Origin of the sequence: Ochrobactrum vermis, from assembly GCF_002975205.1 — a bacterium.
In the GTDB taxonomy this organism is placed as follows: domain Bacteria; phylum Pseudomonadota; class Alphaproteobacteria; order Rhizobiales; family Rhizobiaceae; genus Brucella; species Brucella vermis.
On sequence record NZ_PCOC01000002.1, the window covers coordinates 1,014,633 to 1,028,922 of the forward strand.

The following is a 14,290-nucleotide window of genomic DNA, read 5'->3' on the forward strand; positions in this document are numbered from 1 at the left end:
ACCCGGCTTGCCGCAGCATTTCGGAGGCGCACTGGTGGCCGGATTTCTGATCAAACGAATTTTGCAGGCGTTGTTCGTGCTTGTCGCGATGACGCTGCTTGTCGCTTTCGCGGTCCGCCTGACAGGCGATCCGGCATTGATGCTGACGCAAGGTGCAGGCAGTATCACCGAAGCCGATCTCGCGCGTATCCGTGAAGGCTTGGGTCTCAACCAGCCGTTCTTCGTTCAATACTGGCAGTTCCTCAAGGGACTGTTCACGATGGATCTGGGGCGTAGTTTTCTTGGCGGAACGCCCGTATCCACGCTCGTCGCTGGCGCTCTGCCTGCCACGCTGATGCTGGCCTTTGCCTCGCTGTTCGTTTCCATCGTGATTTCCGTGCCGCTCGGCATCAAGGCTGCCGTGTCGCGTGGTAAATGGGCCGATCAGCTCATCCGCATCTGCTCGCTGGTGGGGCTGTCCTTTCCGAACTTCTGGCTGGCGACCATGCTGGTGTTGCTGTTCGGCATCTCGCTGCAATGGCTGCCGCCAAGCGGCATGAGCGGCATTGCAAGCTTCATCATGCCAGCGCTCACCATGGGCATCATCCTGACGGCTACCAATGTCCGTCTTGTGCGCACGGCGATGCTGGAAACGCTGCAATCGCAATACATCATGGTGGCGCGCGCCAAGGGGCTGAGCGAGAACAAGGTTCTCTACAAGCATGCACTGCGCAATTGCGCCATTCCGCTGATCACCTATCTCGGCCTCCAGTTCGGCGGCCTTCTCGGCGGTATCGTGGTGGTGGAGCGTGTATTCAACTGGCCAGGCATGGGCACGCTTGCCTTCGACGCGGTGGCCGGACGCGATTATCCTGTCCTGCAGGCCACCATCGCGATCCTTTCCATGCTGATCATCGGCGTCAATCTTCTCGTGGACATCGCCTATGGCCTTGTCGATCCGCGTATCCGCACGGAGTAGGACCCATGGCAACCAAGACCTCATCCGTTCTGTTTTCGCGTTTTGCGAGCCTCGAATTCATCGTCGGTGTGGTGCTGACCGGCTGCATTTGTCTGGCGGTGATTTTCTCCGGCTATCTGTTTCCGGGTGGCGCCAACAAGATTGATCTTCTGGCGCGCCTGACGCCGCCATTCGTCAATCCGGCCCATGTTTTCGGCACCGATCCGCTGGGTCGTGACGTGCTGGCGCGTGTTGTCACTGGCGGCAAGATTTCATTGTTTGTCGGTTTCGTTTCGGTGATCGGCTCTGTGGTTATCGGCACGATCATGGGCCTCGTCGCTGGCTATTACCGTGGCTTCTGGGACATGGCGCTGATGCGCTTTGTCGATGTGCAACTGGCCATGCCGTTCATCCTGCTTGCCATCACCGTCATGGCCATTCTGGGCGGCGGGCTGTTCAACACCGTCATTTTGCTGATCGTCTCGCAAAGCGTGCAATATGCGCGACTGGTGCGCGGCTCGGTGCTGTCGCTGCGCGAGCGCGAATTCATCCTGTCGGCCCGCGCTATTGGCGTGAAGGACTGGCGCATTATCTTCCAGCACCTGCTGCCGAACCTGCTGGGTCCGGTTATCGTGCTGATGACGCTCAATGTTGCCAATAATATTCTGCTGGAATCGAGCCTGACCTTCCTCGGCCTCGGTGTCGATCCAACCATTCCAAGCTGGGGCGGCATGCTGGCCGATGGGCGCACCTATCTCCAGACCGCATGGTGGGTGAGCATATTCCCCGGCCTCGCCATTCTCTTCACCGTGCTTGGCCTCAATCTCCTTGGCGATTGGCTGCGCGACAGCCTCGATCCAACCGGCAGGACTTCCCGATGAGCGTGCTTTTTGAGAAAACCTATCCGCGTACCGTTCATGCGCTTGTCGATCATTTTCTGAAACCGGAAATGCGCGGCGCGAAGGTGGAAGCCTGGCTGTTCGATGACCAGCCGAGCCGCTTTGCCGCGGAAACGAAGCTGCGCGAGGCAGGCGTCGAGGCGCGCCTGCGCTCGGCTTACAAGCCGCTCCTGCATTTCTTTCTGGAAGAAGTCGATGGCTTGGCGCTGAAGTCAGCTGCGATCCGCTATCCGCGTCATGACGCCTGCGTGCAGAACCGTTTCCTGCTCGAAACCTATCCCTTATCGGCGCTTCTGTCAGACACGGAAGTGACTTTCGCAGCTTCGGGCAAAGACGATTTTCATTATGAAGTCGATCTGGTCTTTTCCGATGGCCATAGCGAGAGACATCGGGTTTTTGCACCGAACCGCGTGCATGTGGATTTCATCGGCGAAACGCTGGTGTCGCCAACCGGCTGGCTGACGGTCACGCAACACAGCAAGACTGAAAGCGCGCGCTATGAGACATCCTATGAAAAGCTGTTTCAGGACACGGTTTCGACTATCGCGGCGCATGACTGGAAGCGTGGCGAACCCTATTTCGATGAGCTGAACATCGCGGTCAGCCTACCGATCACTGACCGTCGCCTGCCTTATGATGAGGAAACGCTGAGCCTCACCGAAGCCATGCACGAGGATATCTATTTCTCGCTGCTCGAAGTCTTCCAGAAAAAGTCCGGTCGCCCGGTTGGCGACCGTGGTTTACAACCGGGCCAGATTGTGCCGGAAGTCCGCTTTCGTGATGCCAAACCTTCGGTCAAAGTGGAGACACGCCCGCTTTCAACCGATGATGCACTGACGGCAGAACAGGTTCTGGAGACGGCGCAAGCGCCGCTTTCCGCCGATCAGATCCGCCGTGAAATCGCCAGACTGGGCGGCGAGCCGTTCGAGGCAAAGACCCGTTCGGGCAGATCGGTGCGCGCGACTTATCACAAGGGCAGCGATGCCGCGATGATGATCAGCGCCGGTCAGCATGCCAATGAAACGACGGGTGTTGTCGGCGCGTTGCGGGCGGCCAACCGGCTTGCGGCGCGGGAAGGCGCGCATTTCACGATCTCCCCGCAGGAAAATCCGGACGGATACGAGATACACAAGCGGCTTTGCGCATTTCAGCCGCATCATATGCATCATGCGGCGCGTTATACGGCGCTTGGTGACGATCTGGAATATCGCAGCGGCGAGGGGCTTTACGAAAAGGCCATTCGCGTCGAGGCGGAAAAGCGGACGGACGCGAAACTACACGTCAATCTGCACGGCTATCCGTCGCATGAATGGACGCGCCCGCTCTCCGGCTATGTGCCGCGTTCCTTTGCCATGTGGACGCTGCCGAAGGGCTTTTTCCTGATCATCCGCCACCATGCCTCCTGGGAAAAGGAAGCAGAAGAACTGATCGACCGCGTGACGAAACATCTGGCCGCCATTGACGGCTTGGTTGCCTATAACAACGCGCAGATCAAGCTTTTCGAGCAACATGCAGGCGAAACGGGCTTCCGCATCATCAACGGCTTCCCGTGTCTTGTCGGCGTCGATGACCGCCATACGGTGCCATTGACGCTGATCACCGAATATCCGGATGAGACGGTTTATGGCGATGCTTTCGTCAAGGGACACACCGCGCAAATGGAAACCGTGCTGGCATCCTACGATGCCTTGCAGGCGCTGTTTCCTGCGGACATCGTTGTTTAAAGGTAGTAGACACCAATACGCTTGCCGCCGATGATCTCGACGGCAATCTCCATTTCGTAAATGTCGCCGAGGATTTCCGGATGAATGAGTTCAGCCGGACTTCCCTGATGGACTACCCTGCCGTGGCGCATGGCAACGATATGGTCGGAATAGCACGACGCGAAATTAATGTCGTGCAGAACCAGAACTACAGTTTTTCCAAGTTCGTCTGCAGCTCGGCGCAATAGCTTCATCATTGAGGCGGAATGCTTCATATCAAGATTGTTGAGCGGTTCGTCGAGCAGCACATAATCCGTGTCCTGGCACAGCACCATTGCCACGAATGCACGCTGGCGCTGCCCGCCGGAAAGCTCATCCAGAAAACGTCCACGTAGGTCGTCAAGGCCAAGATAGCCGATGGCCCGTTCGACATGATTGCGATCATCGTTGTTCGGGCGGCCTTTGGAATAGGGATAACGACCGAAGGTTACGAGATCATGCACGGTCAGGCGGGCGTTAATCGCATTTTCCTGCCGTAGTATTGAGAGCCTCTTTGCCAGCACATCGCCGGATGTCGTTGAAACGTCGAGCCCGTCTACCGTCACGCGCCCTTTGTCCATCGGTAGGAGACGGCTCACCATCGAGAGCAACGTGGATTTCCCCGCCCCATTCGGCCCGATGATCGAGGTTATGCCACAAGCAGGCAATTTCAGGGTTACATCATCAACGACAAGTGTACCGTTATAGGATTTGCTGACCTGGCTGATTTCTATCAACGCGCGTGCCCCCTGACGAGAAGGATGATGAAGACAAGGCCGCCCAGAAACTCAATGATGACACTCAGTGCGGTATTGAACGAGAAGATGCGCTCAAGAATGGTTTGCCCGCCGACAATGCAGAGGATCGCGAGCAACACAGCCACCGGCAGGACAAACCTGTGCTTCGCCGAACCGGCGATCATGTAGGCCAGATTGGCGACGAGCAGACCGAAAAAGGTGATAGGCCCTACCAATGCGGTGGACACGGAAACCAGCACTGTGACCATGAACAGGATCTTGCGCACGATGGGCTGATGATCAACACCGAGATTAATCGCCGGGTCTCGGCCGAGAGACAGGACATCAAAAACGTATAAGAAGCGCAGACCATACAGCGAAACCACAGCGACAATGACTGTCGATATGATCAGAATGTCGGTATTGATGGTGTTGAAACTGGCGAAAAAACGATCTTGCAGAACAGCAAAAAGATTTGGGTCGAGCATCCGCTGCATCAGGTTGGAAATGCTGCGGAAAAAGACACCACAGACAATACCGACAAGCATGATGAGATGCAGGCTGCGTGTTGCTCCGGAGAAAAGCCAGTAATAGAGCGTGCCGGCAAAAAGCACCATGATGGATGTTTCAGCTAGAAACCGAATATTCGGTCCAAGCCAGTCGATATGAACAACACCGAAGAAGAAGACCACCAACGTCTGGATCAGGATATAAAGCGCATCGAACCCCATGATCGATGGGGTCAGGATACGGTTGTTTGTGATGGTTTGAAACAATACCGTTGAAACGGCAACCGAATATGCAACCAGTATCATGGCCGCAAGCTTGGTACCGCGGAAGGACAGGATAAACGACCAGCTTCCTTTTGCGCCGATTGTCATGAATGCCGCCACTGCAAGCAAAGCGAGTACGCACAGCAGCGAGAGGATCAGGGTAGGGCGCTTAAGCAAGGCGAGAACCTCGCCGTAACAGCAGGTAGAGGAAGATGACGCTTCCTACGACCCCCATCATGGTGCCGATCGGGATTTCGTACGGGAAACGAACCAATCGCCCGACGATGTCACACGCAAGAACAAGCCCGGCGCCGAGTACCGCAACCCATGGTACCGCCCGCCGCATATTGTCCCCGATGAACATGCTGACGACGTTTGGAACGATAAGGCCGAGAAACGGTATCATGCCAACGGTCACGACGACCGATGCGCTGACCATCGACACAATGATGAGGCCGAGCGTAACCACGCGGCGGTAATTGAGGCCGAGGTTGGTAGTAAAATCCTCTCCCAAACCCGCGACTGTGAAGCGGTCCGCAGCGATGTAGGCGACTACGGTCAGGAAGAATGCAAGCCACAAGAGCTCGTAGCGCCCGCGGAGGACGCCTGAAAAATCGCCGGTTGTCCAGGAATTGAGCGATTGCAGTAGATCGAAGCGATAAGCAATGAAAGTGGTTATCGCACTGACGACGCCACCAAGCATGATGCCGACCAGCGGCACCACAAGAACAGACCGCAACGGAATTGCGCGAAGAATACGAAGGAACAGGGCGGTTCCAGCAAGGGCTGTAGCAGACGCAACCAGCATTTTGCCGATTACGGGCGTTTCCGGTGCAAACAATATGACGAGGAGTATACCGAGACTGGCAGATTCCACCGTGCCTGCTGTCGATGGTTCAACGAAACGGTTGCGCGTCAGCATTTGCATGATCATGCCCGAAACGGCCATGGACATGCCCGCTAGAATGATTGCGAGAGTGCGTGGGATGCGGCTGATAAGAAGAATTTCGGTCGCACGATCAGTGCTGCCAGCTCCGAAAAGCGTGTCTAGCGACACATCGCTGACGCCGATAAACAGGCTGATGACAGCCAGTACGGCAACAACGGCTATGGCTGCTGCAAGTCCCTTCACGCTCATGTCCTGTTCTGTTGCCTGATCACGATTTCGGGCCACCTGCTGTGATAGGTGACCCGACCGGATTTGGTTTAGGAAAGTTGTTACTTTACCTTGTCGAAAGCCTGGGAAAGCTGGTCGATCGTGTTATGAATCGCACCGAGACCGCCACCGATGAGATACCAGTTCTGAGCGTTCAGATAGACAACCTGATCCTTTTGCCATGCATTGGTTTGGCGCACGAGTTCATTGTCGAGGACCTGCTTGGCCGAATTGCCTTCACGCCCAATGGCAGCATCGCGGTCGATGACGAAAAGCCAGTCAGGATTGGTTTCAAGGATGAACTCCGAACTGACAGGCTGGCCATGGTTGCCGATCGACAGGTCAGGGGCTGCAGGCTTAACGCCGAAGCTGTCGTGCAGAACACCGAAGCGCGAACCGGGGCCGTAAGCGCTGATCTTGCCGCCAGAGGTGAGGATCAGAAGGCCAGTGCCTTTGTTGGCAGCTTTTTCCTTTAACGCAGCAAGCGCTGCATTAAGCTTGTCTGCTTCGTCCTTCGCTTCAGCTTCCTTTCCAAAAATCTGGCCAAGCTTTTCGACATTGGCTTCCGTATCGGCGATGAAATTCTTCGCATTGGTCGTCAGATCAACGGTGGGAGCTATCTTCGATAGCTCAGCATATTTTGAGGCTGATCGCCCTCCTACGATGATAAGATCGGGCTCCGCCGCATTAGCAGCTTCGTAGTCAGGCTCGAACAATGTGCCGATATTTACATAGTCATCGCCCTGATATTTCTTCAGATACTCGGGAAATGAAATGCCGCTGGGCACGCCAGTCACCTTGACGCCGAGGCGATCAAGATTGTCGAGAGTGCCGAGATCGAAAACCAGAACCTTTGCCGGCGAGGCTGGAACTGCTGTCTCACCCTGAGCATGCTTGATTGTGAGATCAGCAGCATTTGCAGTTGCAGCGATGCCCAGCGCCACAATGGCAGCGCCACACAAGCGTGTAACATGTTGAGCGATATTCAGCATGGTATCGATCCTTTCATCAATCTTGCGCTTTACAGTCAAGTATCATCTCAGTCAAAGACCGAAAGATAAGATTCAGTTATTTTTTGGCTGGGGGGCTTGTTTGAGCAGAATGAAACTCAGGCTGTCTTCTACCGTCAACGGTATCATTGAGCCGTGGCTTTCATCCTCGAAACGGTGAAAGACTGCGTCCATTTGCGGAAGTTTGGAAAGCTCGTTGAAGACATCCGAACCGGTAGGTCCGCCGCGCAGTGTTTTCAGTCGATCGTCGTCCTGTTTCGTCTGGCCCGGGCGGCTACCGCGCTTGCCGGAGGTCTCTATAAGCAAACGGATCGGTTGAGGTACATTTTTGAAGGCGAAGATGAACTGATCTTTGTCTGTCAGAATTGAACGGTCGTTCCACCAGATCGATGGGTCGGCTGCGCTGTAACTCTGGAAAGAATCGGTATGGTTGAACAGGGCATAAAGTGTGAACAGTCCACCTAGCGAGTGACCAAACAGGGCCTGTCGTTCTTTATTGATGTCGAAACGCTTTTCGATTTCAGGCTTTACCTGATTGTCGATGAAGTCGAAAAAAGCGTCCCGTCCTCCGGTCTTCGGCACATTGAAGTGAACCGGGATCAGATCGTCAGGCGTGGGAGGCGTAAGGTCGAAATACCTCAGGCGAACAATTTCATCCTGATTATCGGTCGGATAGCCAATGCCGACAAAGACAGCTTTCAAGGCGGCATTTTCTGCCATGAGTTTTGCTGCAATCGGCAACATGCGATTGCCGTCGACCATGTATATCACCGGATAGCCGCCTTTGGGCGCCGCTTCATTGGGGACGGCGGTGAATATGCGATAGGCGATGCCGTTGGCCTCCATGTCAAAGGAGGAGGTGACGGACTCAGTAGCCTGGACAGCGGAAGCCATTAGTATCCCTGCCATCATCAGGCACACCTTTTGTATAATATTCATCAGTACGCTCATAAGAGCATCCAATCATGGAAAGACGCCCGCCGTTGCGGGCAGGCGCCTTGTTGTTGAGATACTAGAAGCGGGAGGTCATGCCGACCCAGAGGCGGCGTCCTTCAACAACATTGTTGAGTTCGTCGACTGTCGTCTTTTTATCGAAGATATTATAGACGGCGGCGTTGAGGGTTACATTTTCGCTGAAATCGTACGAACCGCCGACGTCGAACGTCGTATAAGCCTTGTATTTGCGCGCAATAACATTGCCCTTGTCGTTATAGGCATAAGGTTCACCCACGGTGCCGATGCGCAAACCTGCATTGATTTCTGCGCCGTGATAATTCCCCGAAGCCCAGGCTTTCAGCCCATCGACCGGGGTGATCCAGTCCGCGCGGATGCTTGCCATATGCTTTGGTGTGCGGGCCAGTGGCAACCCGGCATATTCGCCGGTCTTTTGTTCGGAATCCGTATAGGTGTAGCTTGCACGAAAATTCAGGGTCGAAGTGGCTTCCCATTCACCTGTCAGTTCCACACCCTGCAAAACAGCTTCATCAATGTTGTAGCTGTAGTAGAGAATATAGTTTGGATCCTGATCCCAGCGGCGCGGCTCGCCGGTCACTGGATCGTACTGGATGTTGCTGGCGATCTTGTCCGTGAACTTCGTGTAGAAATAGGTTGCACCCAGACGAAGACCTTCCTGGTTATCCCAAAGAGCGCTGGCTTCGTAGCTAGTGCTTTTTTCGGGTTGCAGGTTAGGATCGCCGATAATTACACCGCAAGTGCCGTTGGGGCCATAGGTGCAATTGCCGCCACCCGTCGTGTAAGCATAGCCAGGTGCAATGGTGCGGATTTCAGGAGCGCGGAAGCCGGTCGAAATGCCTCCCTTAAGGGTCAGTTGCTCTGTCGCGTGCCAAACGGCGTATCCACGTGGGCTCCAATGCGATCCGTAAATCTCATGGTGGTCCATACGCAGACCCCCGGTCAAACCAAAGTCCGGTGTTAGCCACCACTCATCTTCGGCGAAGAGTGCCCACTGCTTGATACCAAATTCTTCGTCAAGTCCGCTGCGACGGCCTGGATTCTGATCGGTCAGAACCGAATCCATGAATTGACCACCTGTTACGAGGGTATGATTGCCATGGAGTTCGAAAGGTGTGGTGAATTTTCCATCGAGTATGGAGTTGCGAATATGCGGCGAGCGCATTGCCTCAACAAAGCTGCCGCTTTTCTTGTCCCATGAGAAACTGCTGCGTCTGGCGGTTTCCTGCATGAAGGAGAACTCTGAGGTCGTCGGTCCCCAGCGGCCGGTATGACTGATCGACCAATGATCGCGATCATTGTAGTTGTAAGTATCAACAGGAGCGGTTCCCCGGGTGGGAACTGGGTCGATATTCTTGCCGACGCTTGAATCACGGCGAAGGCGCGTCTTGCCCAATTCGAGCATGATATCGTGATCTTCATTCGGCGTGATCGTGACACGCCCGGTGATGTCAATATCTTGCTGCTCCGGCGTTCCGTTGATGATCTTATCTTCCTGACGCTTCAGTCCGCGACCCCAGAGCTGCACGCCGACGAGGTTCGGAACGAGTGGTCCTGTGATATAGTACGAGCCCTGAAGCGAATTGCCGAACTTTGAGTGTTGCTGCGCCGTGCCATCTACCGTGAACGAGCCGCTCCACGTGTCAGAGACTTTCTTGGTGATGATATTGATGACGCCGCCCATCGCATCCGATCCGTAGAGCGACGACATAGGACCACGAATAACTTCAATACGTTCAATCGCGTGCGCCGGCGGCAGGAAGCTCTGTTCAAAACCGGAGTTTCCATTGGTACGTGCATCACGTGTGCTCTGGCGCTTTCCGTCGACGAGCAGAAGAGTATAAGAACCGGGGAGGCCACGAATGAATATGTCGCGCTCGGCAGCCGAACCCGTGACAGCTACACCTTGAACGTCTTTCAAAGCGTCGGTCAGGTCGCGATAGGCACCCTTCTCCAACTCTTCACCAGGGACCACGGTGATGCTTGCCGGAGCGTCAGTGATGTTCTGTTCGAAGCCAGTTGCTGTGACCACGATTTGATTGAGCTTGACGGCTCCGTCAGCGGTCGTTTCGATGCCTGCTTCCGTTGCCGGCGCCTGTTTCTTCTTTGCGTCAGCTTCATCTGAAGTTGCTTCTTCTGTAGTGTTGTTCGCGGTTTGGGCGATCGCAAACGTTTCACTCAGAAGTAGCGCTGTGGAAAGGCAGGTCCCTGCAAGGATCACCCGATAAATGAGCGATTTGCTGGCCAAACGCCTGTCTTGTGTACCGTTGGCCCACAATCCCCGAAACAAGCTGGTCATTTTCGTCACCGTTTAAAGTTGAGTTTTCAGGTCTCCTTATGTATGGCAACAAGGTGACGTCAATCGTCATGTTTTATAAGCATTCCAAATTTCAAAAACCGCAAATGAACGGGCAATAGAGCGATGTCGGGCAAGCAGGCGAAATCCCAGCAACAAACGGAGAAAGGTGAGAATGAAAGCCTTCGTTTGGGGCAATTGCGCCTGCTGGTTGCTCTCGATGCGCTTCTTGTGGAAGGCAGTGTTGGCGGTGCTGCCAAACAGATGGGATTGAGCATCGCAGCCATGAGCCGGTTGCTTGGTCAGATTCGCGAGAAGTTCAACGATCCCATCCTGGTTCGTTCTGGCCGAAACATGGTGGCAACCCCGAAAGCAGAAGCGTTGCGTGGACGGCTGCGGCGGCTGGCGAGTGAAGCTGAAACGCTATTGAGTTTGAACCTTGCTGAGTTGCCGAAATCGAATTGCACCGGGCATCATGGGTGGAAGCGAAGCGCCATTGTAGCGCCGCCGCCGCTTGGTATCCGCAAGGTTGTCGAACTTGAAAATCATCCAACACCGGAGCAGCTTGCTGCACAATTCGCCAATATTCAGGGCGAAAACGACCCGGTCAGGAGACTTGCAAAATATATTGCCGTGATAGGACGGAAGGTCGGGCACACCCGACCTCTCGAAATGTCCGAGGCCGAAGATGCATTCACGACGATTTTTACAGGCAATGCCGATCCGATGCAGATCAGCGCCTTGCTCCGGCTTATCCATTATCGCGGAGAAACCGCTCCCGAACTTGCAGGCATGGTGCGTGCGGCGAGACGAATTTATTCTGTAGACTCAGGGTTGAATATACCGGCCCTGGACTGGCCAGCCTATCTATCACCCAATTCCATGCAGTCACCATGGTTCATGCTTTCGGCCTTGCTGGTCGCCCGAGCCGGCTATCCGGTCCTCATGCATGGCAACTGCGGTACAGGTGAAATCTCGGGCAAACTTGAGATAGCGGCTGAAGCTATCAATCTGCCGATTGCAACGTCCCATTCCCTGGCTGAAAGTGCTTTGAGAGCACATGGTATCTGTTTCATGCCGATGGCAGGTTTTGCTCCTCAGATTCACGCGTTGATGGCACTTTATCCTTTGTTTGATTCGCGTTCGTCGATGAACAGCCTTGTTCACCTTCTCAATCCGATGTGTCTCAAGGCATCATTTCTGGGTGTTACTCAACCTACATATCGCGAATTACATCGCGATGCGGGTGCGCTTCTTGGTATCTCGTCGATTTCCGTAGTTTCAACCAGTCGCGATGTTGCCGAGCTGGTTCCGCACCGAACGCATACGATCCACAGGCTTATCGATGGGCGTGAAACGGATTTGTTGCTCCCGATACTTTCCAAAGAGAGCAGTGACAGGCATTCGAACTTTAGTTCATTCGAGTACTGGTCCGGTGTCTGGTCCGGTGCCGCAGTGGACAAACGAGCAGAAAATACAATCGTGGCAACAGCTGCCATGGCGATGATGACGGCGGCGTCTGCAGATAACGAAAGTTATGCGCAGTTCTTTGAGAAAGCTGAAGAGTTCTGGCGCAACCGTCACGGACGAACGGCGTGATTCAGAGGTGATTGCGATTGCGGAATGTAAAACTGTTTACGTTCTGCAAAATTTGAAAAAGCTTTCTCTCGCTCGCTCGACGATGGCAAGTCCATGCTTTGTCCACTAATTTTATAGGCTTTATCTTGCTCCCCATAAGTTCGATTGAGAAAGGGAGCGCTGGTGGTTAATCCGATATTCGGTGAGGTGGGAACATCTATTTTCGAGGCGATGTCGCAGCTTGCCGTCGAATGCGGGGCCATCAATCTGGGGCAAGGATTTCCAGAAGGCTTTGAACCAGCAGAGCTGCTTGACGTGGCTGCCCGCTCTCTTCGCGAAACTTCGCAACAATATCCGCCGATGATGGGATTACCGGTTCTTCGCCGGGCCGTAGCCGAGAATGCCAGTCGCTTTTTGGGTCTCGATGTTGACTGGGAAAAAGAGGTTCTGATCACGTCCGGCGCTACGGAAGCTCTGGCTGATGTTTTCTTGGCGCATCTGGATACGGGTGACGAAGTTATCCTGTTCGAACCTGTTTATGATGCTTATGCCACGCTTATCCGCCGCGCGGGCGGGAAAGTCGTGCCGGTGCGGCTGAAACCGCCTCACTGGGAATTGCCGCAAGAAGAGCTGATAAAAGCGATCTCTTCACGGACGAAACTCATTGTCGTCAATACGCCGATGAATCCCATCGGGAAGATATTCGATCTAGAGGAGCTGGATTTTCTCGCCGAACTCGCGATCAAGCATGATCTTCTGATCGTTTCGGATGAAGTCTATGAACATCTGATCTTCGACAATGGGTCGTTTCATTCTCTGTTGGGTGTTGAGAAAATCCGCGACCGTGTCGTACGAATTGGCTCTGCCGGAAAGAGCTTCTCATTGACAGGCTGGAAGGTCGGTTATGTGACGTCTTCCGAAAGGCTGCTAGCACCGATTGCTCGTGCACATCAGTATGTCACCTTCACCACGCCGCCAGCGTTGCAATCGGCGGTTGCGATTGGTTTGACGTTGCCGGATAGCTACTTTCTCGATCTGCGCGCTACTTTGGCATCGCGGCGGGATTTGCTGGTCGGAGGCCTGAAATCTGCCGGGTTTGAGGTCGCCGCTGTGCCAGCTACCTATTTCGCCGTGGCCGACATACGGCCGCTTGATCCCGGAGACGACGATCTCGATTTTTGCCGACGGCTGACGCTTGAAGCAGGTGTAACTCCTGTCCCGATCTCATCTTTTTACGGCGCGCGTGATGTACGCAGCCATGTGCGTTTCTGTTTCGCCAAACGTGACGAAACGCTGCGCGATGCCGTTTCACGACTGGCCAAGTGGAACAACAAACGGAATTGGCGTGCCGCGTCTTAGGCGTCTTTCGATATCACTACAGGGAAATCAGTATGCATTCAGTTTCATTCTTGCGCAGTGCTGTTTCAGCGGCACTCCTTTCCGTACTCGCAGCTTCACCTTCATTAGCGGAGAAAATCCGTTTTGGCGTGACGTCCGGGCCGCACGCGGAAATCGCCGAGGCGCTTGCGCCTGTCGCCAAAGCAAAGGGGCTCGAGATTGAGATTGTGGAGTTTTCCGATGGTGCGCTGATCGATCCAGCCACGAATGACGGCGATCTGGATGCCAATGGTTTTCAACATACACCTTACTTTGATCAGCAGAATAAGGATCGGGGCCTTAATCTCGTTGCTGTGGGAGGGCGTACCGTGTTGTTGCCGATGGCTGGCTACTCACGCAAATACAAATCTCTCGATGAACTACCGGAAGGGGCGCAAGTCTCCATTCCCAACGATCCCAGCAATGCGGGCCGCGCCTTGAAGCTGCTCGAAACTGGCGGTCTCCTTAAGCTGACCCCAGGTGTGACGTTCAACGCAACTGAACTCGATATTGTCGATAACCCGAAGAAGATCAAAATCATTCCGATGGAGACGGCCCAGCTTCCGCGATCACTGGAGGACGTGGATTTCTCGGTTATCACTTCACACTTTGCGTTGAGCGCCGGGCTGGTGCCGAGCCGTGATGCGATTCTGATCGAAGATCAGCTTTCTGATTATTTTTGCCTGCTTGCTGTTGCCGACAAAAACAAGGATGCGCCCTGGGTCAAGACGCTTGCCGACGCCTATAAGTCTCCCGACGTCAAAGCCTTCATCGAGACGAAGTTCGGCGGCAACATTATAGCGGGTTGGTGAG

At 54.5% G+C, this 14,290-nt stretch carries 12 protein-coding genes; 6 read left to right on the plus strand and 6 right to left on the minus strand.

From position 1 onward, the window contains the following. Nucleotides 1-34: 34 nt before the first annotated feature. The 3 genes from CQZ93_RS19010 to CQZ93_RS19020 are packed head-to-tail and all read left to right on the plus strand — an operon-like array spanning nucleotide 35 to nucleotide 3,560. Complete coding sequence (locus tag CQZ93_RS19010; RefSeq protein ID WP_071632246.1) at nucleotides 35-958, plus strand: ABC transporter permease; 924 nt, start codon at nucleotides 35-37, stop codon at nucleotides 956-958. Nucleotides 959-963: 5 nt separating this feature from the next. Next, nucleotides 964-1,818, plus strand: coding sequence for an ABC transporter permease (locus CQZ93_RS19015; RefSeq protein ID WP_105544140.1), 855 nt, complete (start codon nucleotides 964-966; stop codon nucleotides 1,816-1,818). Then, the gene (locus tag CQZ93_RS19020; RefSeq protein WP_105544141.1) at nucleotides 1,815-3,560 is read left to right on the plus strand and encodes a M14 family metallopeptidase; all 1,746 of its coding nucleotides are present in this window, start codon (nucleotides 1,815-1,817) and stop codon (nucleotides 3,558-3,560) included. Before CQZ93_RS19015 ends, CQZ93_RS19020 begins: the two co-directional genes overlap by 4 nt. Here the strand turns inward: CQZ93_RS19020 and CQZ93_RS19025 are convergent. The 6 genes from CQZ93_RS19025 to CQZ93_RS19050 form a co-directional block, all read right to left on the minus strand. Continuing rightward, entirely contained in the window at nucleotides 3,557-4,315 is a 759-nt protein-coding gene (locus tag CQZ93_RS19025; protein WP_105544142.1) for an iron ABC transporter ATP-binding protein, read from the minus strand. The two genes, CQZ93_RS19020 and CQZ93_RS19025, sit on opposite strands and share 4 nt — an antisense overlap. Next, nucleotides 4,312-5,265, minus strand: coding sequence for an iron chelate uptake ABC transporter family permease subunit (locus CQZ93_RS19030; RefSeq protein WP_105544143.1), 954 nt, complete (start codon nucleotides 5,263-5,265; stop codon nucleotides 4,312-4,314). The genes CQZ93_RS19025 and CQZ93_RS19030 overlap by 4 nt, the downstream gene beginning before the upstream one ends. Beyond that, a complete protein-coding gene (locus CQZ93_RS19035; RefSeq protein WP_105545219.1) occupies nucleotides 5,258-6,220 on the minus strand; it encodes an ABC transporter permease in 963 nt (320 codons plus the stop codon). Before CQZ93_RS19035 ends, CQZ93_RS19030 begins: the two co-directional genes overlap by 8 nt. Nucleotides 6,221-6,306: 86 nt before the next feature. Next, nucleotides 6,307-7,236: a siderophore ABC transporter substrate-binding protein gene (locus CQZ93_RS19040; RefSeq protein WP_105545220.1), complete on the minus strand. Its 930-nt coding sequence runs from the start codon at nucleotides 7,234-7,236 to the stop codon at nucleotides 6,307-6,309. 72 nt (nucleotides 7,237-7,308) lie between these two features. Beyond that, nucleotides 7,309-8,148, minus strand: coding sequence for an alpha/beta hydrolase (locus CQZ93_RS19045; protein ID WP_286154206.1), 840 nt, complete (start codon nucleotides 8,146-8,148; stop codon nucleotides 7,309-7,311). Between the two features lie 118 nt (nucleotides 8,149-8,266). Continuing rightward, nucleotides 8,267-10,525 carry a TonB-dependent receptor domain-containing protein gene (locus CQZ93_RS19050; RefSeq protein ID WP_286154208.1) on the minus strand — a complete coding sequence of 753 codons (2,259 nt, stop codon included), beginning with the start codon at nucleotides 10,523-10,525 and terminating at the stop codon, nucleotides 8,267-8,269. Between the two features lie 123 nt (nucleotides 10,526-10,648). On the opposite strand from CQZ93_RS19050, the gene CQZ93_RS19055 reads away from it, so the two are divergent. The 3 genes from CQZ93_RS19055 to CQZ93_RS19065 all read left to right on the plus strand — a co-directional run bounded on the left by CQZ93_RS19055 (nucleotide 10,649) and on the right by CQZ93_RS19065 (nucleotide 14,289). Continuing rightward, on the plus strand, nucleotides 10,649-12,121 hold the full coding sequence (locus CQZ93_RS19055) for a glycosyl transferase family protein (protein WP_105544145.1): 1,473 nt from the start codon (nucleotides 10,649-10,651) through the stop codon (nucleotides 12,119-12,121). A gap of 162 nt (nucleotides 12,122-12,283) precedes the next feature. After that, a complete protein-coding gene (locus tag CQZ93_RS19060) occupies nucleotides 12,284-13,459 on the plus strand; it encodes an aminotransferase (protein ID WP_105544146.1) in 1,176 nt (391 codons plus the stop codon). Between the two features lie 32 nt (nucleotides 13,460-13,491). Then, complete coding sequence (locus tag CQZ93_RS19065; protein WP_105544147.1) at nucleotides 13,492-14,289, plus strand: MetQ/NlpA family ABC transporter substrate-binding protein; 798 nt, start codon at nucleotides 13,492-13,494, stop codon at nucleotides 14,287-14,289. The last annotated feature ends 1 nt before the right edge of the window (nucleotide 14,290 follow it).